This is a genomic window from Haloarchaeobius sp. HME9146 (genome assembly GCF_025399835.1).
Lineage (GTDB): Archaea > Halobacteriota > Halobacteria > Halobacteriales > Natrialbaceae > Haloarchaeobius.
This window is the reverse complement of record NZ_JAODVR010000002.1, coordinates 88,887-114,666: the sequence shown is the minus strand read 5'-3', so window position 1 is coordinate 114,666 and position 25,780 is coordinate 88,887. Positions and strand designations below refer to the sequence as shown.

The 25,780-nt window shown below is 65.4% G+C and carries 19 protein-coding genes; 10 read left to right on the top strand and 9 right to left on the bottom strand.

Annotated features, from left to right (window positions below; all coding sequences use genetic code 11):
- Position 1 precedes the first annotated feature (1 nt).
- Complete coding sequence (locus N6C22_RS18485; RefSeq protein ID WP_261652672.1) at positions 2-1,318, bottom strand: Dyp-type peroxidase; 1,317 nt, start codon at positions 1,316-1,318, stop codon at positions 2-4.
- Between the two features lie 212 nt (positions 1,319-1,530).
- Here N6C22_RS18485 and N6C22_RS18480 point away from each other — a divergent pair, with 212 nt between their 5' ends.
- A complete protein-coding gene (locus tag N6C22_RS18480) occupies positions 1,531-2,517 on the top strand; it encodes a carbon-nitrogen hydrolase family protein (RefSeq protein ID WP_261652671.1) in 987 nt (328 codons plus the stop codon).
- A 1-nt stretch (position 2,518) separates the two neighbouring features.
- Here the strand turns inward: N6C22_RS18480 and N6C22_RS18475 are convergent, their stop codons facing one another.
- Entirely contained in the window at positions 2,519-3,400 is an 882-nt protein-coding gene (locus N6C22_RS18475) for a Gfo/Idh/MocA family protein (protein WP_261652670.1), read from the bottom strand.
- A 222-nt stretch (positions 3,401-3,622) separates the two neighbouring features.
- Here N6C22_RS18475 and N6C22_RS18470 point away from each other — a divergent pair, with 222 nt between their 5' ends.
- Positions 3,623-4,777 (top strand): VCBS repeat-containing protein, encoded by a 1,155-nt coding sequence (locus tag N6C22_RS18470; protein WP_261652669.1) that lies wholly within the window; start codon positions 3,623-3,625, stop codon positions 4,775-4,777.
- Positions 4,778-5,782: 1,005 nt separating this feature from the next.
- Here the strand turns inward: N6C22_RS18470 and rdfA are convergent.
- Complete coding sequence (gene rdfA / locus N6C22_RS18465) at positions 5,783-6,406, bottom strand: rod-determining factor RdfA (protein WP_261652668.1); 624 nt, start codon at positions 6,404-6,406, stop codon at positions 5,783-5,785.
- 93 nt (positions 6,407-6,499) lie between these two features.
- Between rdfA and N6C22_RS18460 the strand changes: the two genes are divergently transcribed.
- The gene (locus tag N6C22_RS18460) at positions 6,500-7,234 is read left to right on the top strand and encodes a ThuA domain-containing protein (protein ID WP_261652667.1); all 735 of its coding nucleotides are present in this window, start codon (positions 6,500-6,502) and stop codon (positions 7,232-7,234) included.
- Positions 7,235-7,635: 401 nt separating this feature from the next.
- Positions 7,636-8,433: an IclR family transcriptional regulator gene (locus tag N6C22_RS18455; RefSeq protein ID WP_261652666.1), complete on the top strand. Its 798-nt coding sequence runs from the start codon at positions 7,636-7,638 to the stop codon at positions 8,431-8,433.
- 43 nt (positions 8,434-8,476) lie between these two features.
- On the opposite strand, the gene N6C22_RS18450 is transcribed toward N6C22_RS18455, so the two are convergent.
- The gene (locus N6C22_RS18450; RefSeq protein WP_261652665.1) at positions 8,477-10,144 is read right to left on the bottom strand and encodes an aldehyde ferredoxin oxidoreductase family protein; all 1,668 of its coding nucleotides are present in this window, start codon (positions 10,142-10,144) and stop codon (positions 8,477-8,479) included.
- A 158-nt stretch (positions 10,145-10,302) separates the two neighbouring features.
- Between N6C22_RS18450 and N6C22_RS18445 the strand changes: the two genes are divergently transcribed.
- Both N6C22_RS18445 and N6C22_RS18440 read left to right on the top strand, forming a co-directional pair.
- Complete coding sequence (locus N6C22_RS18445; protein ID WP_261652664.1) at positions 10,303-11,673, top strand: aspartate aminotransferase family protein; 1,371 nt, start codon at positions 10,303-10,305, stop codon at positions 11,671-11,673.
- Between the two features lie 33 nt (positions 11,674-11,706).
- Positions 11,707-12,099, top strand: coding sequence for a Rid family detoxifying hydrolase (locus tag N6C22_RS18440; protein WP_261652663.1), 393 nt, complete (start codon positions 11,707-11,709; stop codon positions 12,097-12,099).
- A 27-nt stretch (positions 12,100-12,126) separates the two neighbouring features.
- Here N6C22_RS18440 and N6C22_RS18435 read toward each other — a convergent pair whose 3' ends face one another.
- Entirely contained in the window at positions 12,127-12,777 is a 651-nt protein-coding gene (locus N6C22_RS18435) for a hypothetical protein (protein ID WP_261652662.1), read from the bottom strand.
- Between the two features lie 413 nt (positions 12,778-13,190).
- Here N6C22_RS18435 and N6C22_RS18430 point away from each other — a divergent pair, with 413 nt between their 5' ends.
- Positions 13,191-14,816 (top strand): BCCT family transporter, encoded by a 1,626-nt coding sequence (locus tag N6C22_RS18430; protein WP_261652661.1) that lies wholly within the window; start codon positions 13,191-13,193, stop codon positions 14,814-14,816.
- Between the two features lie 117 nt (positions 14,817-14,933).
- The gene (locus tag N6C22_RS18425; protein WP_261652660.1) at positions 14,934-16,292 is read left to right on the top strand and encodes an aminotransferase class III-fold pyridoxal phosphate-dependent enzyme; all 1,359 of its coding nucleotides are present in this window, start codon (positions 14,934-14,936) and stop codon (positions 16,290-16,292) included.
- An 8-nt stretch (positions 16,293-16,300) separates the two neighbouring features.
- Here N6C22_RS18425 and ilvA read toward each other — a convergent pair whose 3' ends face one another.
- On the bottom strand, positions 16,301-17,578 hold the full coding sequence (ilvA, locus tag N6C22_RS18420; RefSeq protein ID WP_261652659.1) for a threonine ammonia-lyase: 1,278 nt from the start codon (positions 17,576-17,578) through the stop codon (positions 16,301-16,303).
- Entirely contained in the window at positions 17,575-18,855 is a 1,281-nt protein-coding gene (locus N6C22_RS18415) for an amidohydrolase (RefSeq protein WP_261652658.1), read from the bottom strand. The genes ilvA and N6C22_RS18415 overlap by 4 nt, the downstream gene beginning before the upstream one ends.
- Before the next feature lie 176 nt (positions 18,856-19,031).
- Between N6C22_RS18415 and N6C22_RS18410 the strand changes: the two genes are divergently transcribed.
- The gene (locus N6C22_RS18410) at positions 19,032-20,003 is read left to right on the top strand and encodes a D-2-hydroxyacid dehydrogenase (protein ID WP_261652657.1); all 972 of its coding nucleotides are present in this window, start codon (positions 19,032-19,034) and stop codon (positions 20,001-20,003) included.
- 3 nt (positions 20,004-20,006) lie between these two features.
- A complete protein-coding gene (locus tag N6C22_RS18405) occupies positions 20,007-23,147 on the top strand; it encodes an FAD-binding and (Fe-S)-binding domain-containing protein (RefSeq protein WP_261652656.1) in 3,141 nt (1,046 codons plus the stop codon).
- A gap of 36 nt (positions 23,148-23,183) precedes the next feature.
- Here N6C22_RS18405 and gdhB read toward each other — a convergent pair whose 3' ends face one another.
- Together gdhB and N6C22_RS18395 are read right to left on the bottom strand one after the other, a co-directional pair.
- Positions 23,184-24,476, bottom strand: coding sequence for a glutamate dehydrogenase GdhB (gene gdhB / locus N6C22_RS18400; RefSeq protein ID WP_261652655.1), 1,293 nt, complete (start codon positions 24,474-24,476; stop codon positions 23,184-23,186).
- A gap of 2 nt (positions 24,477-24,478) precedes the next feature.
- A complete protein-coding gene (locus tag N6C22_RS18395) occupies positions 24,479-25,657 on the bottom strand; it encodes a M24 family metallopeptidase (protein WP_261652654.1) in 1,179 nt (392 codons plus the stop codon).
- Positions 25,658-25,780 lie beyond the last annotated feature (123 nt).

The following is a 25,780-nucleotide window of genomic DNA, read 5'->3' as shown; positions in this document are numbered from 1 at the left end:
GTTAGCTGGGTCGTGGGGTAGGAAGCGAACGGTACTGCCGGGGTGGGACCAGGAAGGTACTCCGTGAGAGAACCTCGATGAAATCGAGGATACCGTTCTCGGAGTCGGGGAGCTCGGGCCCGTCGCCGGTTCCGTCGAGGTCCACCTCGTTCATCGCGTCACGGGTCTTGACGAACTCGTCGATGCCGCGCTGGAGCGACCCGAAGTGGAGGATGGCACCGGACTCGGCGGCCGCGTTGAAATCACCACGCCGCATGATGAGTGGCTCGTCGTCGTCGTCTCGAACCCGGGCGAGTTTCTGCCCGTGTCCGACACGGCCTTTCGTCTGGGCGTCTTCGAGGGTTCGGTCGGCAATCTCGCGCGTGATCTCGCTCTTGCTCGCCAGGTTCTCGCCGACGTCTCCCACGGTGTCCGAGCTGTGGTCGGGGCTGAACATCTTCTCGACGCGCTGCTCGTGGTCCTGGTCGTACCACTCGTCGAGGTGGTTCCGGAGCTTGGAGAGTTGCTGCACCGAGCCGCCCGCGAACGGCCCCTCGGTGATGGTTATCTTGTCCTCGGAGGGGAAGGTGTCGCGGTAGTTCGACTTGAACCCCATCGAGACGGGTGCGCGCGCCGGGATGTCGTCACGAAGTCGTTCTTTCGGGAATCCCGAGCCGACGAACCCGGTCCGGCGTTCGACGGTCTCGAACACACCGTCGAGGCTTCCCTGGACCTCGACGCCGTTGACGTGTTCCAGCCGCCCGAAGAGCGCTTCCTCGGCGGCCAGCACGACGGGTGCGAGGTCGCTCGCGAGGTGGATAGCGGCATCACAGGTGGTCGCGTTCGCCGGGTCCTCCCCGAGCCGCTCGAGGAGCGCTGCCGGGGGCATGATATCGACCGAGTCTGGGAGCGGTTCCTCGAACCGGTCGAAGTACGACGGTGCGTACCCCACCGTGAACAGCAGTCCGTCGTTCATAACGGCTCGTCGGTCGGTGCCGACCCCGCGCTTGAACGCCCGTTCCAGGGTTTGAAACGCATCTTCGACCCGTGTTCGTTCGGCCTCTGTCGGGGTGTCCTCACCGACGTAGTTCAGCAGGAGGAACGCCTGGTGATGCGGGAAGTCCGGATTCCCGTAGCTGTCGACCTGGACGTACTTGCCCCACTCGTGCTGGCGTTCCGGGAGGTCGTCCAGCGAGTCGGTTCCCTGCGCGAATCGCTGTGTCTCGACGGGATTGGCGGTCCGTTGGGTGTCGGTGGTGGTCGTCGAGTCGACCTCCGGTGACCGGGAGAGGCACGCCGACAGCGCGGCCGCGCCGCCGATGGCCACGGCAGCTTTCATGAACTCCCGACGCGAGGCATCGGGGTCGTCGGATGGAGCGGTATCGTCGACCCTACCGCCTCCTGCGTGAGGACAAGGCATAGCCAGGATTCGCCATCCATTAGCAAAAGTGTTTGTTCCATTCGGGTGACAACCCTCCCCGCCCAGATGACGCTGCACTCTGCTTGCTGGTGGACGCCTAGCTATAACTCCCGTGCCATCGAGTGGCGCATATGCGACCGACCCGCATCCTGCAGGCAGCCCTGCTCAATCCGGACAGTGACCCCGAATCGACCGTCGAAACCAACCTCCGCAACATGCTCACGGCGCTCGACCGCGCAGCATCGTTCGAGCCGGACTTCGTCTCCTTCCCGGAACTGGCCCTGGCCAAGGGGGCCGAGGGCGACGTCCTCCCCGAGGAACTGGCGGTCAGCCTCCCGGGACCGGTGACGGAGCGAATCGGAGAGAAAGCCAGAGAACTCGGTTCCTACGTGTGGGTCCCGACGTACGAGGACGCGGCGGGGACCGTCTACAACAGCGTCGGACTCGTCGGTCCCGACGGCGAGTTCCTAGGCACGTACAGGAAGCTCGCGCCGACCGACGGCGAGATGGACCGCGGCATCTCGCCCGGGACCGAGCTGCCGACGTGGGACACGCCGTTCGGGCGTGTCGCGGCCACGATATGCTGGGACGTCCGGTTCGACGAGATCGGCGTCGCGTTCGGTGCGCGAGACGTGAACGTACTGTTCCACCCGACGCAAGGAACCAGCTACAGCCGGCTCCGTAACTGGGCGGTCTACCACGGCTACCACGTCCCCGTCACCTGGGGTCCGTACTCGAAGATATACACGCCGCACGGGAGCGAGATAGCCAGGCAGGACCGCCACGCGACCCACCCCGAGGCCCTGGGGCTCGACCTGGGTGGTGGAAGACTCCGGTTCTCTTTCGCCGAGGTGAACACGGACTGCAAGTCCTACTCGCGCGCCGGACTGGACTTCGAGACGATGGACGAGGTACAGGAGTACTACGGCGGTGACATCGCCCTCCACGCAAACTACGACGACGCGACCATCGTGCTGGAGACGCTCGACGAGGACCTCAGGGTCGAGGAGGTCGAGGCGCAGTTCGACCTGCCGACGGTGCAGGCCTACGAAGAACACGTCCGGGAGATGGTCTACGAACGAGCCCCCGACTCGCCACTCACGCCACCGAATCGATGAGTCACGAGGTCGCGTAGGGCTGGTACGAATCGAGGAAGTCGTGCCCGTCTGCAGTCGTCTCGCGAAGTGCCGACGAGTCGGGTGTGACCCGGCCCCCGGTCTCGAGCGCGGCGCGGACACCGAGCAGGAGCGAAGCAGAGTCGAGGATCCGGCGTGATTCGTCCCGTTCGCCCTCGACGATATCGAGGAACCGCTGCAGGTACGACCGGTACATCTTCTGGAGTTCCTCCTCGGTCCCGCCGATGACGGCCGAGCGGGTTTCGTCCGAGACGTCGAGCAGGCCGAACGCGCCAGGCTGGGACGGACCGTCCAGCCTGAGAACCGCCGTCGCCCCGTTTTCGAACTCGATGTCGACCGCGGCACCAGGATAGTCGGCGCAGTCCGCGGCGACCCAGTCGGCACCCGCGATTCGGCGCGCAGTGTCGGTCATGTGCGACCCGTAGTAGAACGGGTCGTTGTACCCAGCCCCGTAGAGGAGCCGGTCCGGGACGCCCGTCGGGAAGTCCGACAGCCGGGGATGGAACGAGACCGACGAGCCGCCGAACAGCGGTGTCCCGGTCGCGAGCGATTCGAGGGTTTCGAGGTCGGCGAGACAGCCGACGACGGGTTTGTCGATGAGCGTCGGAACACCAGCCTCGAGGAAGGGTTCCGCGAGGGAGACGTGGGTGTCCCAGTTGACCGCCATGACCAGAACGCCGTCGACCGAACCGAGCATGTCCTCCGGGTCGTCGTACAGCGTGGCGTCGTACTCCGCGGCCAGTTCGTGGCAGTACGACTCCTCCCGCACGTCACCACCATCCCAGAGCGAGGTCACCGACGCGTTCGGCATCGCTTCCAGGATGGGTCCAAAGGAGGCCGGATGACTCGTGTCGAGGCCAAGCATTCCTAACCGATTCATTTCACTACATCGTGGGGATGTGAATCCGATATTTAAATCCGTACGACAGAATTCAGTCACGATTGCGTTCGGTGGCTCCCGGACGTGGGCCGTTCGGATGTCGGCCGTATCGTTCGATTCGGTCGCGAACCACACGCAAGCTGTCGGTTTCCTCCGGAACTCCCCTGCCCCTCAATTATTTACCACCCCGTGCGAAGGTACTCAGCGATGCGCGAAGCCCTGCAGTTCGAACACGAGACCGTGGATACGACGATATTCAACATCTCCTGGGGTGGTGAGTCACCTGGCTACGATGCCTGGGGTGGCGTCGCCGCGGCGGACTTCGACGGCGACGGCCGCGACGAGTTCGCAACCGGCGGCAGGTTATCCCCCGACGGTGGGTACTACCACCTGTACGACCGGACGGCCGACGGCTGGGACCGCTACGAACTCGAGCCGGACTTCCGCCCGGGCGTCGGTGCAACTGCGACGGACGTGGACGGTGACGGCTGCCCCGAGATCGTCTGCGGCGAGTGGGGCAGTCGCCTGTTCGTCGTCGATGCAGACCCGACCGCGGAGTCGTTCGGAACAGCCCGAGTCGTCTACGACGGATTCGAGAACGGCCCCCACGACTTGCTGGCCGCGGACGTCGATGGCGATGGCGAGATGGAGATCGTCGCACGAGTCAAAGACCATTCTCTGGTCGTGTTCGACGACATAGGGAGCGACGGCGAGTGGGTACCGACCGTCGTCGCGTCCGGGCTGGATGGAGATGGAACGGCGGTCGCGGACATCTCGGACGGCCCGGGCCTCGACATCGTCACCAACCAGGGCTGGTTCCAGAACGTGGATGGGGAGGGGACCGACTGGCAGCAGCACCCACTCGTCGACCCGGCCCTGGACTGGGACCACGAGACCCGCATCGCTGTCGGGGACGTCGACGACGACGGTGACCTCGAGGTCGTCATCTCCGAGTCAGAGCTCGACGCGAACGCGAGGCTGGCAGTACTCTCCAGGACGGACACTGGCCCGTGGGAACACCGATTGCTGTTCGATGCCGAGGACGACAGACGGGCACTTCACACGCTGGAACTGGCGGACCTGGATGGAGACGGACGCCTGGAGGTGGTCACGGCCGAGATGGAGAACGACAAGACGGATGGGGAATCGGTGACGCCCCGCTGGTGGTGTCTCGGCACCGATGGCGAGACCTGGGAGCGCCGTGTGCTTCTCGATGAGAACCTCGGCTCGCACTGCGCACGGGTGCTGGACGTCGACGGTGACGGCCGACCGGACATCGTCGGCAAGGTCTGGCGGGCGAACGACCGCAACGGTGCAGACGGCCTGAATCACGTCGATTGCCTCCGGAATGTCACCGAGTGAGACCGGGTCTCGCGTTCAGCCTGATAAAACACGTCCCACCATATCGTTGATGATAGATTCCGCGGCGAGTCGTCACGACGACCTCTGTTCCTGACTCCAGCAATCGAGAAAACGCACGACTGGAGCGCCATGAGCGAGCGTTCGGACAGCGATTTCGACCTCTGTGCCCCACGAGAACGTGTATCTCGATTTCCCGTTCATACGGATTGAACGCGGCGTGTGCCACGTCCCCTGTGATGCTATCTCCCACAGGCCCTCGAGACGGGTCCTGAGACGGTGATACCACGAGCAGGGGAAGTGATATCCCTGGGTGTGGAAATCCCAGAAACGCTCCAGAGTCGTCGCGTTCACCAGTTTCTTGCGGAATGAGCTGGTGGACCCCGTATTTCGCAAGTGGTTCCATTTTCACGGCGTCACTCGCTGAGATCGGCCATGCGCCGGCCACAGTTGTCGGGGAACGGTCACTATTGCCGCGAATCGTTCACCACTCCGGAACGGCCGGAGTCAGCGCCAGAAAAGTAGGCAGTTGGACGTATCTTGACCGCAGAACCGTACGACGGTGCGGTACTTGGGGAGGAGGAGTCCCATGTGTCACTCGCACTCACCTCCGAGATCGCGCAACCACCTGAGAAACTGCGATTCCACCGCGTCCAGGCACGTGAAGACTCACGCCGGAGGCAGCGTCGCAGAGACAGCATGAACCGGTCGCGTGTCCGGGACAGCCCGGCCGGAGTCGTGGCGACCTATCTCCGAACTCACCACCGTGCTGGGACGTCGGTGTTCACCAGAGCAGAACAGCTGAGGGCCTGTTGCATCGGCCTTCCCCCGCTAACATGCATGCTGGTCCGTCTAGCAGGCGCGCCAGCACTCACTACAGCGCAGGTCTGACCGAGAGTCACAGACGACCGGGTTCCGTACACGGGGACATCCACCTTCGACACGAGCGGCTACGACCGCCGAAGGGGACGGATAGCAGAGAAAGTTACAGACCTATGTGTGTAACAGTCAGGTCTCGCACTCGCAGCCACCCCGGGCGAGGAGGTCGGCCACGTCGTAGCTGCGCCCGCAGTCGTCACAGAGCACCTGGATGTCGTTGAGGACACTGAAATCACCGAGCGAGATGGTCCCCTTCTTCTGGAGTCCTTCCAGCGAGCGTTCGGTCACGGCCGTCGTCCGGCCGCGGAGGCGCTGGATGGTCTGTTCGGCCTTCTCGACCCGTTCCTCGTCGGTCGGTTCGGGCTGCTCGGCATCCCGGTGGTTCTTGAGATACCGGTAGATGGTCTGGTGCGAGACGAAGTCCCGCTCGACCGCCTCGACGTCGATTCCGTTCTGTTCGAGCCGCGCCCTGATGAGTGTCCGGTCGTCTGACTCCGACTCCCCGCCGGTGAGTGCATCGTAGATGTGATCGACGTTCTCGCCGAGGGTGAACACGTCACTGGCGTCTATCGCCGATTGCAGGACCCGTCTGTTGAACAACTCCGCGAGGTCCCGGACACTCTGCTGTTCGTCTCCCTCTCCGAGCCACAGTCGCTCCAGTTCGTCTCCGATGTCGCCGAGGTCGTACTCCTCGATGACGCGGTCGACCTTGTTCGTCCGCGTGTTCGACCCGGCTGTCTGCCCATCTGTCATTAGGTGGCTGTATGTGAACGCGGCACTTAAACCTGTGACATCACCGTCCACGACCGACAACTCTTATGCAGAATGCCCGTGGATAGTTCGACCATGACGATCAGAGTCACGGTCTGGAACGAGTACCGGCACGAGCAAGAGAACGAGGCGGTCGCAGCGGTGTATCCCGACGGGATCCACGCGGCCATCGCCGATGCGCTCGGGGAGGCCGGTTTCGAGGTCGAGACGGCGACACTCGACGAACCCGAGCACGGGTTGACCGAGGACGTGCTCGCGGAGACGGACGTGCTCACCTGGTGGGGCCACAAGGCGCACGACGAGGTATCCGACGACGTGGTCGCTCGCGTGAAAGAGCACGTCCTCGACGGGATGGGGCTCCTCGTGCTCCACTCCGGGCACTTCTCGAAGATATTCCGCGAGCTCATGGGCACCAGCTGTGCCCTGAAGTGGCGGGACGAGGGCGAGAAGGAACGGGTCTGGGTGACCGACCCGAGCCACCCCATCACCGACGGCCTGCCCGAGCAGTTCGAGGTCCCCAGAGCCGAGATGTACGGCGAGCACTTCGACATCCCGCAACCGGACGCACTGGTGTTCAACTCCTGGTTCGAGGGTGGGGAAGTGTTCCGGTCGGGCTGTTGCTACCACCGTGGTGAAGGCAAGGTGTTCTACTTCCGTCCCGGCCACGAGACGTATCCCATCTATTTCCAGGAGGAGGTCCAGCAGGTCCTCCAGAACGCGTGCGAGTGGGCCGCGCCGAACGAGGACGGCCCCGAGGTGTACCGCGGAAACCACGACCCACTCGAGCCCCTCGACGACGAAACGCACTGAAACTGAGACAGCCCCGGTCTCGTGCTCATATCGAGCCACAGTAGCCCTGTACTGTTCGAATTCGGTCGCTCTGGTTCGAACCGGCGGGCTCACTTATAAATGTTCGAGCCTCCGGAACGAGAGCTGTCGCCTCGTCCGAAACCCGCATCTCACACCGTGAAACAGCCGTCTACTCCCGTCAAAGTCGCGTTACGTTTCCACTCTCGGAATCAGTATATAAGGAAAAGCGGGGACTGTCGATCTCAGCGACGTTCGATTCTTTATTTCCCGCACATAGCGAGAAACGAACACATTGTGTGGTGTTCACACACGACAGGAGTGTAAAAACGTTCGACTGACCGGAACGGTTCACGCGGACATCGCGGGAGTACATCTTTAACCTCGGCCGATAGATTCTACCCATGGGTGAACGCGACGCGGGGCACGGGCTCAAGACGACCGCGGTTTCGTTAGAGCTCATCGAACAAATCCTCGAATTCGAAGGGGCGACGATGGCCGAGCTCGTGGAGGCGACGGGGCTGGCGAAGAGCACGGTACACAGCCACCTCACGACCCTCGCCGAGTACGGGTACGTGGTCAACTCGGACAACCGCTACCACCTCGGGTCGAAGTTCTGCCACCTCGGCGACTACGTCAGGACCCGCAAGGAGTACTACCGCATCGCCCAGGAGACCATCGCCTGGCTCGACGCCGAATCGTCGATGGAGGCGGACTTCACCGTGGAGGAACACGGCCGCATCGTCTCCCTGTACGGCGACCTCGAGTTCGCGAACTCCCCCCGGTTCCTCATCGACGGAAGCCCGTTCCACGTCCACACGACCGCCTCGGGCAAGGCCATCATCGCCGAATACCCGGAGAGCCGTGTTCGCGAGATAATCGACCGCTGGGGACTCCCGGCACCAACCGACCGGACCATCACCAGCGAGGACGAACTGTTCGAAGAACTCGAACGCGTCCGCGAGCAGGGCTACGGCCAGGCAGAAGGCGAAGCGATAGAGGGGTTCTGGGCCGTCGGAAAGGTGGTGAAATCGCCCCGCGGCGAGGTGCTCGGCTCGCTGAACCTGAGCGGCCCCGCGTACGTCGTCGACGAGGAGACGAAGGCGACCCAGGTCGAACTGCTGTCGCGCGGTGTCGAGCGGTTCGAGCAGGGGCTCGTCGAGATGTACCAGCCGACGGCCGCAACGGACGGCGAAGAATAAGCGGGAGACGCGGGGCGGGTGCGGACCGGATGTGGGATACAGTTCAGGCCGGAATCTGCTCGTCGGTGACCACACCGTCCTCGGTCCAGCCCCGACGTTCGTAGTACTCGTCGAGCGCGTCCTCGAAGCCCGGAAGCTGGTCCTCGTACGGGAGACTGTCGTCCGAGCGGTCGAAGCCGCGCTGGTTGTTGAAGTGCCGTTCCAGGCGGACGACCCGGTCGCCGACCGCGAGGAGGTCCTCGAAGTCGGCCCCGAACAGCATCTCGTACCGTTCCGGGGTCATGAAGTCACGGGAGAACTTGCAGACGACGCCGCTGTCGTTGAGGGCCATCTGGTTCTCCTTCTCGATGAGGCGCTGTGGCTTGCCCTCGAACCCCTCGGGCGGGTAGGCGTCGTCCTCCTCGACGAGCGGGTACTCCTGCGAGTAGAAGACCGCGTACATGTGGTCGGCACCGCGGTTCGAGACCGCGTAGGAGAGTCCCTGTCCGTGGAGCACGCGACCCTCGTGGGCGGCGAAGTCGAGGCCCTTGACGGTCCAGTCCTCGACCCCGAGGTCGTCGTGGACGCGGGCGATTCCCTCGGCCAGGTCGTCCCCGATACCCTCGCGCTTCGCGATCTTCTCGACCGTATCGTGGATGCGGTCGACGTCGCCGAAGGCGTCCTCGCTGGCGAGGTAGGCCGCGACGGTGTTCCCGGCAGAGATGGCGTCGAGTCCGTACCGGTCGCAGAGTTCGTTCGACTTCATCACGTCGACGATGTCGTCGACCCCCGAGTTCGAACCGAACGCCATCGCGACCTCGAATTCGGGACCCTCGGTCTCGACGCCTGCCTCCTCGTCCCTCGTCGGGAGCTTGCAGGAGAACGCGCAGGCCGAACAGGTCCCCTTCTTGTACTTCTTCTCCTCGACCGCGCTCCCGTTGATGCCGGAAGCGCCCTCGAAGTGCTGCTCGGAGAAGTAGTACGAGGGGAGCCCGTCCATCTCGTTGGCGAGGTCCATCACGGCGACGGTGCCCTGGCGCTTCATGATGTGGTCGTCGGTCGCGGCCTCGCGGTGAATCTCCATCTGCGACGACGGGATGTCGATGTCGGGGGCGGAGTCACCCTCGACGGTGACCGCCTTCACGTTCTTCGACCCGAGGACGGCTCCGAGGCCGCCACGCCCGAAGGCGCGCTCCTCGCTGGTCATGATGGACGCGAACCGGACGAGGTTCTCCCCGGCAGGGCCGACGACCGCGGTCTGGTCGGCACCGATGCCGTGCTCGTCGTCGAGGTACGACACCGTCTCGGGCACGGTCGCCCCCGCGAGGTCAGGCACTGGTTCGAACTCGACCGATTCGTCCGTGATGTGGATGACGACGAGTTCGTCGCTCTTTCCGGTGAACTCGACGGCCGAGTACCCCGTGTCGGCGAAGTTCCGGGACATGAACCCGCCCGCGTTCGACGAGCAGAGCCCGTCCGTCAGGGGCGAGACACTGGTGCAGTTCATCCGCCCGGTGAAGCTCATGTTTGAGGCCTGCATCGGCCCCGTGGTGAAGTACACCCTGTTCTCCGCGCCGAACGGGTCGACGTCGAACGGGATGCGCTCGTGTGCGAGTCTGGTCGCGACACCCCGGCCACCGACGTACGATTCGAGCACGTCGTCGATGTCCTCGGTCTGTGTCTCCCGCGCGCCGACGTCGACCGTCAGCAGTGGGCCCTCGGTGTGTAACATCACTACGAAAACGAGTTGCCAGCCACAAATCGATTGCGGTACCTGCACTCTCGGGTATCAGACATCGGGACCCCACCCCCTCCGAAACCAGTTACTGTGTACTCCTTCCATAGCAATCGTGGACAAGTTATTTATGATTGTTTCACATGGGTCAGAATATGGCTGCAGGTCCGCCGATCCACGAGTTACACTTCGACGACGCACCGAACGTTGACACCGTCCCCGGGCCGAACTCGAAGCGGCTCATCGAGAAGCAACAGCGCATCGACAGCAGCGCCGTCGCGTATCCCGAGGACATCCCCATCGCCTTCGACAGCGGGAAGGGTGCGACCGTCAAGGACGCAGACGGGAACACCTTCATCGACATGTTCGCCGGTATCGGCGTCCTGAACGTCGGGCACTCGAACCCGTACGTGCTCGAAGCGGTCCACGAACAGACGGATAAGTTCGTCCACACGGTCGACTTCCCGACCGAGGCGCGCCTCGAACTCATCGAGAAGCTCGACGAGATCGCGCCGGGGGCGCTGCAGGGCAACAACAAGGTCGTCTTCGGCGGCCCGACCGGGAGCGACGCCATCGAGGCGTCCATCAAGCTCGCCAAGTACAACACCGGCGGCACCGGGCTGGTCGCGTTCCGCGGTGCCTACCACGGCGCGACCAGCGGCGCGATGAGCCTCACCGGGAACAAGAGCTTCAAGGGCGAGTACACGCCCCTGCTCCCCGACGTGACCCACGCGCCGTACCCCAACCCTATCGAGATGGACAAGGCACCGCAGGCCGCGGTCGAGCACTCCCTCGAGGAGGTCAAGGCCATCTTCGACGACCCCTACGGCGGGTTCGCGAACCCGGCCGGAATCTTCGTCGAGCCCATCCAGGGCGAGGGCGGAGTCGTCACGCCGCCCAAGGGCTTCCTGCAGGGCCTCCGCGACATCGCCGACGACAACGACGTGCCCCTCGTCTTCGACGAGATTCAGAGCGGTCTCGGCCGCTCCGGCGAGTGGTGGGCCAGCGAGTGGTACGACGTGACGCCCGACGTGATGACCTCGGCGAAGGCCCTTGGTGGAACTGGCTTCCCGCTCTCGGCGACCATCTACGACGAGGACCTCGACACCTGGGGCTCGGGCGACCACGCCGGGACCTACCGGGGTCACGTCGTCGGGATGCGCGCCGGCACTCGCGCCATCGAGTACATCCAGGAGCACGACCTGCTCGCCCACGCCCGCGACCTCGGCGAGTACATCCGCGACCGGCTCTCCGAGGCGGCCGAGGAGAACCCGTCCCTCGTGGACGTCCGCGGCAAGGGCCTGTTCATCGGCGCGGAGTTCGTGGACGAGGACGGCAACCCGGACGACGAGGCGGCCGACGCGCTGCAGGACTACTGCTTCGAGCACGGCGTGCTCGTCTGGAAGGCCGGCCGCCACGGCAACGTCCTCCGGCTGCTCCCGCCGCTCGTCCTCACGCACGAGCTTGCGGAGACCGCACTGGACGTCATCGTCGACGGCATCGACGAGGTCACCGACCAGCACTGACCGCCAATCGCTGAACCATACACGAATCCAACCATGCCCGCACAACGAGTCATCACGGACGACGCACCGCGCAACGACAACCCCTACTCGCAGGGGGTCCGCGCCGGGGACACGCTGTACGTCTCCGGCTACGGCCCGGTCGACCCCGACACGATGGACGACGTCGAGGGTGACATCCAGGCACAGACCGACCAGGTCCTCGACAACATCGCCGCAGTCGTCGACGAAGCCGGCGGCGACGGACTCGACGACGTAGTGAAGGTGACCGTCTACGTCACCGACCTCGACGACTACGAGCGCGTCAACGAGGCCTACGGCGCTCGCTTCGGTGAGGTGCCACCCGCACGCGTCTGCGTGGAGGTCTCGCGACTCCCGGGCGACGTCCGCGTCGAGATGGACGCCATCGCGCACCTGGCTGAAGAATAGACGAGAAGACCCCGGCCACGACGCCGGTCAGTCGTTCAGTTCTTCCGCGCGCCTGTTCCGCTGTTCGTCCGCCTCGTCCAGTTTCGCGAGGAACTCGGACATCTGCGCCTTCATGTCCGAGCGGAGGTCCGCCGGGGAGAAGTCCTCCGACTCGGCGAGCAGTCGGACGAACGCCTGGAGTTCCTCGTCGGAGACCTGCTCGTAGTCACCGTCCTCCAGCTTGTCGATGACGGCGTCGACGTCGATCTGGCCGACGGGTTCGACGTTGAAGTCGACGGTCACCATCCGGTAGTCCGAGCCGGCCAGCTCCTGTTCGGCCTTGTTGACCCCCTCCGCGAGCATGTCCTTGAACGGGGTGTAGTAGCCCATCGTCCCCAGATGGAGGAACGCGAGCATGTCCGTGATACCCTGCGTGTAGGCCTCGCGGTCCTCGGCGTCCGGATTGAAGACCGTCTCGCGGTCGCGTTCTTCGAGGCACTCGAAGAGGATGGTGAAGTCGAGGATGGCGTTCCGGAGTCGGCGTCGAATCCGGTTGCGTTTCTGTTTCTTCGAGTGGTCGGTGTAGTCGGTCTTGCGCCCGAGGAGGAACTCGCGGTCGCTCGGTGTCAGGATACCGCGACCCCTGTCGGCGGAGTAGGTGAGTGCCGCTTCGTCGGTGGTGTCGCGTTCGTTTTCCATATACAGATTATGTGTACGTCGCCGATTAAACCTTACGAGAGCGGGCGATTACTGGCACATTGGGCCAAAAAAGCGAGGGTTTCGGCCATTTTGTCTACAGTTTGTGTATACCGTCGATGGCAGTTCGTCTGGAACACGCCCTCGGCTGGCTCTGTGATGCTCGAAATCGACCACAGCGATAGCGACAGGTCGGAGCCGAGGTAGCCACTCCACGGTACACAGAATCCGTACTCACCATCACCAGTAATCGAAGGATTTAACACAGATGTTACTCATTGTCGTGATGTACGGCACCGAGTATCACGGCTACCCTCCAGACACACAATGATGTGTTCCATCATACCACACCCACGTGACGGTCGTTGTGACGCACAGTTCGGAAATCAGCGGCTCGCCAACGGAGGTGAGGACGAGTGAGCACCTCGGAAGGGGCGATAGAGGAGTTCCTCGACGAGATAGAGCCGACCATCTTCGCGTTCGGCGCGATCATCACCATCCTGTTCGTCGGCGCGTTCAGCCTCCGGCCGGACGCCTCACTGGAGCTGGTCAACGGCATCCGGCTCTGGATACTGTCGACGTTCAACTGGTTCTTCCTCCTCGCCATGCTCGGGTTCGTCCTGTTCCTGGCGTTCGTCATCTTCGGCCCGTGGGGGAGGCTCAAGTTAGGCGATGAGAGTCCGGAGTACAGCTACTTCTCGTACTTCGCGATGATGTACTCCGCCGGGCTGGCAGCAGGTATCGTCTTCTGGGGCCCGGCCGAGGCGATGTTCCACTACTCCACGGTTCCACCGCTGTTCAACGCGGAGGCCCAGTCGGCAGCCGCCATGCCATTGGCGGTCCAGTACTCCATCTTCCACTGGGCCGTCATCCAGTGGTCCTGTTTCACCGTGATGGGACTCGGTATCGGCTACTACGTGTACAACTACGGCGCGCCGCTGCGGGTGTCGGCCGTGCTGACCCCCATCATCGGTGCGGACAACGTCGACGGCATCCTCGGCAAGTCCGTCGACATCCTCGCCGTGTTCGCGACCCTCGGTGGGGTCGCCACCTCGCTCGGGTTCATCGGGAGCCAGTTCATCACCGGCCTCGACTTCCAGTGGGGCATCCAGCTCGGTGACATCGGGACCGTCCTCGTCATCACCGGGATGGTCGTCATCTTCACCACCTCGCTGGTCCTGGGGGTCGACAAGGGTATCCGTCGGCTGTCGAACTTCAACATGGTGCTGTTCCTGTTGCTGATGGTCGTGACCCTCGTGTTCGGGCCGACGCTGCGCATCCTCGAACTCGGGACGCAGGCCATCGGTGGCTACCTCGGGAACTTCTTCGAGATGAGCCTGTACGCGCAGGCCACCGCCGCCGGTACCGACAAGTGGGTCAACATCTGGACCGTCTTCTACTGGCTGTGGCCCCTCGCGTGGTCGCCGTTCGCCGGACTGTTCATCGCCCGTATCTCCCGCGGTCGCAGCGTCCGCGAGGTCGCGTTCGCCGGCATCGGTGCGACCTCACTGGCGACCATCCCGTGGTTCGCCATCGTCGGGGGCGCAGGTGTCCTCATGCAGCACAACGGCACGGCGAGCATCCTCGGCCCCATCTCCGAGTACGGCACCGCGGTCTCGGGGTACGTCCTCTTCGGCAACCTCCCGGTCGTCGGACCGCTGCTCCTCTTCGCCTTCCTCGTGCTGGTCACGACGTTCTTCGTCACCTCCGCGGACTCCTCGACGCTGGCGGTCGCGATGATGACCAGCGGTGGGAAGGAGTCACCGTCCGCAGTCAACCGCATCTTCTGGGCGGTGCTGCAGGGTGCGGTCGCCTCCATCCTGATGGTCGTCGGTGGGGTCCAGGCGCTCCAGTACGCGGCCATCATCACGGGCGCGCCGTTCGCGTTCATCTGCGTGCTGACGATGCTCGGCCTCATCCGGAGCTTCCAGAAGGACTACGGCTCCCTGCTCCTGCAGGACCGGACCCAGATCTTCGGTCGGCCGTCCGGCAACAAGCAGTCCAGTAAGGCCGCGAACGCGGCCACGCAGGACGACGACTGACCGCAGCCTCTTTTCGACCGTCGTATCGTTTTCTCCCGGTCGCCCGTCGCTCGGCCCACCGCCCACGGCGGGTGACTGATAACAAGTTTTAATGTACGCCATCAACGATTGTTGTGTATGGATAGGGATACCGCAGAGCCGGATACAGCAGCGCTGCCCGGGCCCAACGCCGAGAAGTGGATCGAGTTCCACTCCCAGCACGCCGCACCCAGCGAGTACTCCCACGAGTTCGTCTGGGACGTGACCGCCGAGGCCGACGGCCCGTTCGTCACCGACGTCGACGGGAACGTCCTGCTCGACTTCACCTGCCACATCGGGGCCGCCCCCCTCGGGTACAACAACGAGAAGGTCGTCTCGAAGCTCCGCGAGTTCGACCTCGTGGAGCCGATGAAGATCGCCGGCCAGGACATGTACTTCGGGGCCGGCCCGGACCCCGAGACGGCCGAGTTCCCCGGGTCGAGCCACCTGATGGACCAGCTGACAGACGTCTGCTCACATTACGGGATGGACACGGTCTTCCTCTCGAACTCCGGCGCGGAGGCGGTCGAGAACGCGATGAAGATAACCCACGACCACAAGCCTGCCGCCAAATACGGCTACGCCTTCGAGGGGAGTTTCCACGGCCGGACGCTCGGCACCCTCTCGCTCACGAAATCCAAAGAGGTCTACACCCGCCACTATCCCGAGATCAGCGGCATCGAGACGGTTCCCTTCTGCGAGGACCGCGGCTGTTCCGCCGGCACCTGTGACTGCGGGTTCTTCTCGGGCGGCGGGTCGCGCCTCCGGAACTCCCTCTCGCCCGAGGGTGGCCACGTCAACCCCGACGAGGTGGCCTTCGCCATCCTCGAACCCATCCAGGGCGTCGGCGGCTACCGCTTCCCGAGCGACGAGTTCATGGCCGAGGTCGGGTCGGTCTGCGACGAGTACGACATCCCCCTCGTGGTCGACGAGATTCAAGCTGGTGTGGGCCGGACCGGCGAGATGTGGGCCTCCGACCACTACCCCATCGAACCGGACGTCATCGCCAGCGCGAAGGGCCTCCGGGTCGGTGCGACCATCTCGAACTCCGATGTCTTCCCCACCGAGAAGAACCGCCTCGGCTCGACCTTCGGCGGCGGCGACCTGCTCGCCTCGATGCAGGGCGCGTTCACCCTGCAGGCCATCGAGGAGCACGACCTGCTCGACAACGCGACCGAGCGCGGCCGGCAGGCGAAAGAGATCATCCGCGACGACGCCCCCGACCACGTCGAGGACGTTCGCGGCAAGGGACTCATGCTCGCGGTCGAGTTCGACTCGCCCGAGCGTCGGAACGCCGTGGTCGAAGCTGCCCTCGAACGGGGCCTGTTGACCCTCGGCTGCGGCAAGAAGACCATCCGGCTCCTGCCCCCGCTCGACTCAACCGAGCGCGAGATAGAGCTGGGCGCATCTATCTTCTGCGAGGCGATGGACGCCGTGGCGACCCAGGCAATCGCCTGAAAAGAGCGCTACTTATCCAGACTATTCTCGACGACATCGACCCCGTCGAGTCCGTCGAGCGAGTCCAGGACGTTCCGCAGGTGTTCGGGACCACTGCCCGCGAGACCGACCGAGACCGGAACCCGGTTCGGGTCGTCCGCCACCTTGCGGCTCGCGCGTTCGACCGTATCGAGTGCTGCGCCCTGTTCCTCGACCACCTCGGTGACCGCTCCGAGCGCAGTCGGCCACCCGCGGAGTTCGAGCCGCGCATCGACGTAGCGACCAAGCTCGTGGAGGCCAGTCCGGGTCACCTCGGCGTGCTCGGTCAGGTCGACGTTCCCACCGGAGACGATGGCCGCGACGTGTTCACCCTGGACGTCGACCGCCTCGGAGAGCAGCGCCGCCACCGGTGCTGCGCCTGCCGTCTCGGCGACCGTCTTCGCCCGCTCTGCAAGGAGCGTCGAAGCCACGGTCAGGTCCCTGTCACTCACCGACACCACGTCGTCGACGCGCTCGCGGAGGACCGCGAAGGTCTGCTCCAGCAGCCGGGCGTCCGCGATGCCCTCGGCCACGGTGTCCACCTCGGAGAGCATGTGAATCTCGTCCTGATCCATCGATGGCTTCGCGTGGGCCGCACCTTCGGGCTGGACGCCGACGACTCGAATGTTGGGGTCGTGGGCCTTCAGGACCGTCGCGATGCCCGAGATGAGGCCGCCGCCTCCGATGGAGACGAGCACGGTGTCCAGGTCGGGAGCCTCGTCCACAATCTCCAGTCCGACCGTCCCCTGCCCGGCGATGATGTCCGGGTCGTCGAACGGGTGGACGAACTCCAGCCCCTCCTCCTCGGCGAGTTCGAGCGCGTACTCGTAGGACCGCTCGTACTGTCGGCCTTCGACGACGACCTCGGCACCGTAGCCGCGGGTCGCTTCTATCTTCGCGGCCGGGGTGATCTCGGGGACGACGATGGTCGTGTCGATGCCGAGCAGTTGCCCTGCCAGCGCGACACCCTGGGCGTGATTGCCGGCACTGGAGGCGACCACACCGCGTTCACGGACCGACTCGGGGAGTTGCGCCATCGCGTTGTACGCGCCGCGAATCTTGAACGAGCCGGTGCGCTGCATGTTCTCCAGCTTGAGGTCGACCCGGGCCGCGCCGCACCGTTCCGCGATGGTGGACGACCCGTCGAGCGGCGTCTGGTGGACCACGTCGGCGAGTCGCTCGTTGGCCGCCTCGACGTCGGAGTCGGTCACGACCTCGGCTGCTGACGGGACGGTCTCGCTGTTTCCTTGCTCCTGTCCATGACTCATGGCCGCTCCTCCGCGACGCTAAGGATAGAGTTCGTGAGCACCTCGACACCCATGTCGAGGCTGCGCTCGTCCACGTCGAAGGTGGGCGTATGGTGGCTCGTCGGGTGGTCGGTGCCGACGATGCAGTAGCACGCCAGCCCGCCCTCGTCCTGGACGCGTTCCATGAGGAAGGTCGCGTCCTCGCTGGCCCCGAAGTCGGCCGTCGGGAGGACTTTCTCGACGCTGTCGACATCCTCGGCCACTCCGGCCACCACGTCGACGAGTTCGGGGTCGCTGTCGGCCCGCGGGCTCTCGCTCACGACGTCGACGTCGGCCTCGCAGCCGTGCATCTCGGCAGCGGTCTCGAACTTCCGTCGGAGTTCGGCCTTCGCGTACTCCATCAGTTCGGTCGTCTCGCCGCGGGCTTCGGCGACCGCCTCGACCTCCTCGGCGATGATGTTACTCGCGGTGCCGCCCTCGACCCGGCCGACGTTGACGCGGGTCATCCCGTCGGAGTGGCGGGGGATGCCGTAGACGTTCTCGATGGCCGTCCCGAGCGCCTGGATGGCGTTGCTCCCCTCCTCGGGTGACTTCCCGGCGTGGGCCGACGTGCCCTCGATCTCGACGTCGACGTGGCACATCGCGAGCGGGCGCTCGATGCCGGCGACGACCTCCCCGGTCGGGTGGTCGAGGCCGACGTGCACTGCGAAGAGATAGTCGATGTCGTCACAGTACTCGCTCTTGGCCATGGGTGCGCCACCGCCCGATATCTCCTCGGCGGGCTGGAAGAAGACCACGAGGCGACCCGAGAAGTCGCTCTCCTTGATGGCCTCGAGGGTCGCGAGCCCCCACGTCATGTGGGTGTCGTGCCCACAGGCGTGCATGGTCTCACCGGTCTCGGACCGGAAGTCCTCGACGGCCGGGATGTGCCCACCGTCCTCGGATTCCTCGATATACAGCCCGTCGATGTCGACGCGCAACCCGACCGTCGGGCCCTCGCCGCGGTCGAGGACGGCGACCGCGCCCGTCTCCCCACCCCGGAGGTGTTCGAGGATATCGGGGTCGGCTCCACGGTCGAGCGCGCGCTGGTACCACGTCGTGAGCTCGTCCTCCGAGGGGACGGCCATCCGTTCGGCCGGGTCGTACGCCTCCTCGCCGACGGCGAGTTCGTCCACGCCGATGGCCTGTATCTCCTCAACGAGCCGGGCGGTGGTCCAGAACTCGCACCAGCCAGGCTCCGGGTAGCGATGCAGGTCGCGGCGAAGCTCCGCTAATCGTGCTCGCACAGCATCTGCCATGTGTCCACGTAACATCCTCCAACCACTTAACGGTAAACGGTTTCCGTGGACAGCGACTACACAAAAGGACTAAGGTGTGGCCAGTCCATCGATTTCATAGCTGCGCGCCAGCCGTGGGTCTCGGGTTCCGGGGCCCACGACCCGGCGCTGGCGCTACACACAACTCCACACCACCCATGACAGAGACTGACGTCGTCGTCCTCCGCGAGGGGACGGAAGGGCTTTCGATGGAATCGTACGCAGACGCGCTTCGCGAGCGGCTTCCGGACGACCGGACGGTCACGCTGGCGCGCACGCCGAAGCAAGAACGTGAGCTGATACCCGAGGCGCGGGTCGTCACGGGCATCACCGTCGAGGAGGACCTCCTCGACCGTGCCGAGGGCCTCGAACTGTTCGCGTGCACCTTCGCGGGCACCGACCACGTCCCCATGGACACGCTGGCAGAACACGGGGTCGCGGTCACCAACGCCGGGGGCATCCACGCGCCCGGTATCGCCGAGCAGGCCATCGGGAACATGCTGGTGTTCGCCCGCCGCCTCCACGAGGGCTGGCGGCGAAAGCAGCAATCGCAGTGGCGGCACTTCCAGTCCTCGGAGTTCACCGACTCCACCGTGACGGTCATCGGACTGGGCTCCATCGGGCAGGCCGTGGTCCAGCGCCTGCAGGGCTTCGAGGTCGACACCATCGGCATCCGGTACACGCCCTCGAAGGGCGGCCCGACCGACGAGGTGCTCGGGTTCGACAGCGACGACGTCCACGACGCGCTCGCCCGGAGCGACTACGTCGTCGTCGCCTGCCCGCTGAACGACCTGACCCGTGGCCTCATCGGCGAGGACGAGTTCGCGACGATGAAAACTGATGCCGTGCTCGTGAACACGGCCCGCGGCGGCATCGTCGACACTGACGCACTCGTCTCGGCCCTGCGCTCGAACAAGATCCGCGGCGCGGCGGTCGACGTGACCGAGCCCGAACCGCTCCCGGAAGACCATCCGCTCTGGGGGCTCGAGAACTGCCTCATCACGCCTCACACCGGCGGGCACACGCCGAAGCACTGGGACCGCCTCGCCGACATCGTCGCGGAGAACCTCGACCGCCTCGACGAGGGCGAGGAACTCCAGAACCAGGTCCTCGCGCCCGACTCGGGGTAAGCGATGGCGGCGCAGGACCCGGCCGACGACCCACGAGCCGACTACGAGTACACCGGGGGCGAGGTCGAACGCCCGGGACTCGTCGCTGACCTCGAAGAGCGCGTCGAGGGCGACGTTCGCTTCGACGAGTACTCTCGCCAGCTGTACGCGACCGATGCGTCCGCTTACGAGGTGTTGCCCATCGGCGTGGTCATGCCGAAGTCGACCGACGACGTTGCCAGTGTGGTGTCGTACTGTGCGGAGCGCGAGATTCCCGTGCTCCCCCGCGGGGGCGGGACGAGTCTCGCCGGACAGGCGGTCAACGAAGCTGTCGTGCTCGACCTCTCGCGGTACATGGATTCGGTCGAATCGGTCGATTCCGACAATACAGAAGCGACCGCCCAGGCCGGCGCAATCCTCGCCGACCTGAACGCCGCGGCCGCCGAGCACGGGCTAACCTTCGGGCCGGACCCGGCCGCCGGCGACCGGAGCGTCCTGGGCGGCGCTATCGGCAACAACTCGACCGGCGCGCACTCACTGGTGTACGGGAAGACCGACCACTACATCGAGGAGGCAGAGGTCGTCCTCGCGGACGGGACGGTCCACCGCTTCGGCGAGATCTCGGTCGACGAACTCCGGGCGAAGGCCGACCCCGATGCCGACGCGTGGGGAGAAGACGGCCCACCGAGTCCCCTCCTCCCGCGCATCTACGGGGAGGTCGTCCGGATCCTCGACGAGGAATCCGACGAGATAGACGCCCGGTACCCCGACCTGAAGCGGAACGTCTCTGGGTACAACCTCGACATGCTGGTCGACGAAGCTCGAGGAGAACGCCCGACTGCCGACGGGTCGGGTATCGACCCCGCCTGCGAGCCCGGGAGCGTGAATCTCGCCCGACTGCTCGCTGGGAGCGAAGGAACACTCGCAGTCGTTACCGAGGCGACCGTGTCACTGGAACCGGTCCCGGAGACGAAGGCAGTCGCGCTGCTCACCTACGAGGACGTGTTCGACGCGGCAGCCGACGTGGCCCCCATCCTCGACCACGACCCGGCCGCTGTCGAACTCATCGACGACGTGCTCATCGACCTCGCGCTGGACACCGCCGAGTTCCACGACGTGGCCGCCTCGTTGCCCGACGGCACGCGAGGTGCACTGCTCGTCGAGTTCTACGCCGACTCCGACGAACATGGCCGTCAGCAGGTCGCTGACCTGCTCGCGGCACGCGTTCCCGGCGTGGAGCCCGAAGCGACTCCCACCGAGGGTGTCGAGCAGGCAGCTGACGCCCGCGCCTTCGATGCCCTGGAGGCCCACGACGCCGAGGCGCGCGCCGGGCTGTGGAAGATGCGCAAGGCGGCCGCACCCATCCTGCTCTCGCGGACGACCGACGAGAAGCACATCTCGTTCATCGAGGACTGCGCGATTCCCCCGGAACAACTCCCCGAGTACGTCGAACGCTTCCGCGAGGTCATCGACGAACACGACGCGCGAACCAGCTTCTACGCCCACGCCGGGCCGGGCGTGCTGCACGTCCGCCCGCTGGTGAACACGAAGACCGTCGAGGGGCTGGACTCCTTCGAGACCATCGCCGACGAGATAACCGACTTCGTGGTCGAGGTCGGCGGCTCGGTGTCTGGGGAGCACGGCGACGGCCGCGCCCGGACACAGTGGAACCAGAAGCTGTACGGCGACCGGCTCTGGCGCACGTTCCAGGACCTCAAGACCGCGTTCGACCCGGACTGGCTATTGAACCCGGGACAGGTCGTCGGTCGGTCCGACGACGCCGCGCCGTCCAGAGCCCGGACCGCCAGCATGACCGAGAACCTCCGGTTCGACCCCGACTACGAGTTCGAACCGGACTTCGAACCCGAGCTAGCCTGGGACACCGAGAACGGCTTCCAGGGGATGGCCGAACTCTGCCACGGCTGCGCCGGCTGTCGCGGCCACCAGGACACCCGTGGTGGTGTGATGTGCCCGACATACCGCGCCGCCGAGGAGGAGAGCCTCTCCACCCGCGGCCGGGCGAACATGCTCCGGCAGGCGATGAGCGGCGACCTCCCCGCGGACGCCGAGGACACCGAGTTCATGCGCGAGGCCATGGACCTCTGCGTCGGCTGCAAGGGCTGCAAGCACGACTGCCCGAGCGAGGTCGACATGGCGAAGCTCAAGGCCGAGGTCGAACACGCCCACCACCAGCAGGAGGGCGCGAGCCTCCGGGACCGCCTGTTCGCCGAGGTCGACCGCCTCAACAGGCTCGGCTCGGCCCTCGCCCCAGTCTCGAACTGGGCCCAGAACGTGCCGGGTGCCGACCTCGTCAGCGAGAAAGTACTGGGCATCGCCAGCGAGCGTAACCTACCGACGTTCCACCGGGAATCCCTCGAAGACTGGTTCGAGAGCCGGGGTGGCTGCCGCGTCTCGGAAGCCGAGGCGAGCCGGAAGGTGCTCCTGTTCCCCGACACCTACACAAACTACAACCACCCTGAAGCCGGGAAGGCTGCAGTTCGCGTCCTGGAGGCGGCCCAGGTCCATGTCCAGATTCCGGACGATGTGACCTCGACTGGTCGCCCCGCACACTCCAAGGGCTTCCTCGACCGGTCCCGCGAGCGCGCCGCGACGAACGTCTCGGTGCTCGCGCCGAAGGTCGAAGATGGCTGGGACGTGGTCCTGGTCGAACCCTCCGACGCCGTGATGCTCCAGTCCGATTACCGCGACCTGCTCGGTGACGGCGACGCCGGGGTCTCCACCGATGCCGTCGACACCGTCGCGAACAACACCTACGGCATCATGGAGTACCTCGATTCCGACCGCCTCGTCGCGGACCTGTCGACGGAAGCCCCCGACGAGCATCTCACCTACCACGGCCACTGCCACCAGAAGGCGACCCGGAAGGACCACCATGCTGTCGGCGTCCTGCGGCGTGCCGGCTACCGGGTCGACCCACTGGATTCGGGGTGCTGTGGCATGGCCGGCAGCTTCGGCTACGAGGCCGAGCACTACTCGATGAGCGAGGCCATCGGCAAGATTCTGTTCGACCAGGTCGACGAGAGCCAGGGCGACACCGTCGTCGCACCCGGAGCCTCGTGCCGAACCCAGCTCGGGGACCGGGACGAGTCCGCGCCGGAGCCGCCACACCCAGTCGAGAAGCTGGCAGAGGCGCTCCAGCAGTAGCAAGTCGATTTCTTCGAAAAAGAATCCGACCCTACCTCAGGGCCAGAGGCCGCGCGTCTCCTTCGCGCCGCCGATACGGGAGAGTGCGACCGCGTAGGCCGCGTCGCGCCACGTCAGGTCGTCCGCTTCGACGTGCTCACGGACCGCATCCCACGCGTCGAGCATCTCCTGTTCCAGTTCCTCGTGGACGCGCTCGAGCGACCACTGGCGGCGGTTGATGTCCTGCAGCCACTCGAAGTACGAGACGGTCACCCCGCCGGCGTTGGCGAGGATGTCCGGAATTACGGGGATTCCACGCTCCTCGAGGATGGTGTCGGCGGCAAACGTCGTGGGACCGTTCGCGCCCTCGACGACCATCTCCGCGGAGATATCGTCGACGTTGTCCGCGGTGATGACTTCGCCCACCGCGGCGGGGATGAGGATGTCCACGTCGAGTTCGAGCAGTTCCGCGTTCGTCATGGACTGGGGAGCGTCGTAGCCCGAGACCATGCCGGGACGCTCGTCGTGGCCCTTTACGTCCTGCGTGTCGAGGCCGTCCGGGTCGTAGATGGCGCCGTCGACGTCCGAGACGGCGACGATGCTCGCGCCCCAGTCGTCCAGCAGCCTGGCGGCGTTCGCACCGACCGAACCGAAGCCCTGGACCGCGACCGTCGTCTCCTCGATGTCCCAGTCGTAGTAGTCGATGGCCTCGCGCGTGACGATGGCGACGGACCGACCCGGTGCCTCCTCGCGACCGTAGGAACCGCCGATGACCGGCGGCTTCCCGGTCACGACGCCGGGTGTGGTCTCACCCTGCTGCATCGAGTAGGCGTCCATGAACCACGCCATCTCCTGTGGGCCGGTCCCCATGTCCGGCGCGGGGACGTCCTTCTTCGGGCCGACCACGTCACGTAACTCCTCGGCGAAGCGCCGGGTGAGCCGTTCGCGCTCCTCGTCCGAGAGCGTCTTCGGGTCGACCGCGACGCCGCCTTTGGCACCGCCGAACGGGAGGTCCATGACGGCGCACTTCCACGTCATCCACATCGACAGCCCGACGCACTCGTCGGCGGTCACCTCCGGATGGAAACGCAGGCCGCCCTTGTACGGGCCGCGAACGTCGTCGTGCTGAGCGCGGTAGCCCGTGAACACCTCCAGCGAGCCGTCGTCGAGTCGAAGTGGGACCGAGACCTGCTGGACCTTCGTCGGATGTTTCAGCCGCGTGACGACGCCCGAGTCGACGTCGACATGTGCGGCTGCGCGCTCCAGTTGTCGGCGTGCCGTCGCCAGGGCGGACTCTGGCTCCGTCTCGCCGCCCGCCGCGTCCTCGTCGGTCGTGGTTGTCTCCGGCATGGTCAGGCTGTGAACAGTCGGCGCGGGAAGTCGGCCAGCGGCTCGGCCCCGTCCGAGGTGACGACGAACGTCTCGCTCAGCTCGACGCCGAAGTCGTCGAACCACAGCCCGGGGATGGTGTGGAAGGTCATGTTCTCCTCCAGCACCGTCTCGTCACCCGGGCGCAGGCTCGCGGTGTGCTCGCCCCAGTCCGGCGGGTAGCCAAGGCCCATGGAGTAGCCGATGCGATCCTCCTTCTCGAGGTCGTACTTGGCGATGGTATCGCGCCAGGCCTTCTCGACCGACTCCGCAGTCACACCGGGTTCGACCGCGTCCAGTGCGGCATTGATCCCCTCGACAACGATTTCGGCGCGCTCCTGCATCTCCTGCGGGGGCTCGCCAACGTACGTCGTCCGAGCGAGCGGGGAGTGATACCGGTGGCGACAGCCCGACAGCTCGATGATGACCGGGTCGCCGTTCCGGAACTCCTCGTCGGTCCAGGTCAGGTGTGGCGTCCCGGTGTGGTCGCCCGAGGGCATCAGCGGCACGATGGAGGGGTAGTCGCCGCCGTAGTCGTCGGTCCCGTCGATGAGCGCCGAGTAGATGGCCTCCGCGGCCTCGTACTCCGGGACACCCTCCTCGATAGCGTCGAGGCCCGCCTGCATCGCGTTCTCCGAGATGCGGGCCGCCTCGCGCATGTACTCGATCTCGGCGTCGGACTTCTTGATTCGGAGCCAGTTGACCAGCAGCGTGGTGTCCTCGAACTCCGCTTCGGGGAGGTTCTTCTGGAGCCGGGTGTACGACTTCGCGGTGAAGTAATACGCGTCCATCTCCAGCCCGATGCGCCCGTCGGACACGCCGAGGTCGTCGAGGACGGTCGCAACGAAGTCCATCGGGTGCAGGTCGTAGGGCGACTGGACGTGGTCGTCGCTGTAGGGACGGATACTCTCCTCGGAGAGCGTGGTCGTCGCACGACAGCCGTTCGCGTCCATGTCCCGACCGACCCAGACCGGCTCGTCCCGGTCCTGGGTGACCACGACGCCCTGGTGGACGTAGAACGACCACCCGTCGTACCCTGTGAGGTAGTTCATGTTGGCCGGGTCGCTCACGAACACCGCGTCCAGCCCCTCCTCTCTCATCCGCTCTTTCGTCCGGGCGATTCGACGGTCGTACTCACTGCTGTCGAATACGGCTCTGGGCATGCTAGCCTCTCACCCGAGTATTCGTAAATAGACTGTAAAAATTTTTTTATAGAAAAGATACACGTGCGAGGGCCTCGTCGTCCCCGACCCTGCATCCCCCGGCAGGGTCCGTTCGACTGGTCA

Excerpts from the sequence above, each read along its gene's own strand:
- N6C22_RS18485 (WP_261652672.1), bottom strand. The coding sequence starts at position 1,318 with ATGAAAGCTGCCGTGGCCATCGGCGGCGCGGCCGCGCTGTCGGCGTGC.
- N6C22_RS18480 (WP_261652671.1), top strand. The coding sequence starts at position 1,531 with ATGCGACCGACCCGCATCCTGCAGGCAGCCCTGCTCAATCCGGACAGT.
- N6C22_RS18475 (WP_261652670.1), bottom strand. The coding sequence starts at position 3,400 with ATGCTTGGCCTCGACACGAGTCATCCGGCCTCCTTTGGACCCATCCTG.
- N6C22_RS18470 (WP_261652669.1), top strand. The coding sequence starts at position 3,623 with ATGCGCGAAGCCCTGCAGTTCGAACACGAGACCGTGGATACGACGATA.
- rdfA (WP_261652668.1), bottom strand. The coding sequence starts at position 6,406 with ATGACAGATGGGCAGACAGCCGGGTCGAACACGCGGACGAACAAGGTC.
- N6C22_RS18460 (WP_261652667.1), top strand. The coding sequence starts at position 6,500 with ATGACGATCAGAGTCACGGTCTGGAACGAGTACCGGCACGAGCAAGAG.
- N6C22_RS18455 (WP_261652666.1), top strand. The coding sequence starts at position 7,636 with ATGGGTGAACGCGACGCGGGGCACGGGCTCAAGACGACCGCGGTTTCG.
- N6C22_RS18450 (WP_261652665.1), bottom strand. The coding sequence starts at position 10,144 with ATGTTACACACCGAGGGCCCACTGCTGACGGTCGACGTCGGCGCGCGG.
- N6C22_RS18445 (WP_261652664.1), top strand. The coding sequence starts at position 10,303 with ATGGCTGCAGGTCCGCCGATCCACGAGTTACACTTCGACGACGCACCG.
- N6C22_RS18440 (WP_261652663.1), top strand. The coding sequence starts at position 11,707 with ATGCCCGCACAACGAGTCATCACGGACGACGCACCGCGCAACGACAAC.
- N6C22_RS18435 (WP_261652662.1), bottom strand. The coding sequence starts at position 12,777 with ATGGAAAACGAACGCGACACCACCGACGAAGCGGCACTCACCTACTCC.
- N6C22_RS18425 (WP_261652660.1), top strand. The coding sequence starts at position 14,934 with ATGGATAGGGATACCGCAGAGCCGGATACAGCAGCGCTGCCCGGGCCC.
- ilvA (WP_261652659.1), bottom strand. The coding sequence starts at position 17,578 with ATGAGTCATGGACAGGAGCAAGGAAACAGCGAGACCGTCCCGTCAGCA.
- N6C22_RS18415 (WP_261652658.1), bottom strand. The coding sequence starts at position 18,855 with ATGGCAGATGCTGTGCGAGCACGATTAGCGGAGCTTCGCCGCGACCTG.
- N6C22_RS18410 (WP_261652657.1), top strand. The coding sequence starts at position 19,032 with ATGACAGAGACTGACGTCGTCGTCCTCCGCGAGGGGACGGAAGGGCTT.
- N6C22_RS18405 (WP_261652656.1), top strand. The coding sequence starts at position 20,007 with ATGGCGGCGCAGGACCCGGCCGACGACCCACGAGCCGACTACGAGTAC.
- gdhB (WP_261652655.1), bottom strand. The coding sequence starts at position 24,476 with ATGCCGGAGACAACCACGACCGACGAGGACGCGGCGGGCGGCGAGACG.
- N6C22_RS18395 (WP_261652654.1), bottom strand. The coding sequence starts at position 25,657 with ATGCCCAGAGCCGTATTCGACAGCAGTGAGTACGACCGTCGAATCGCC.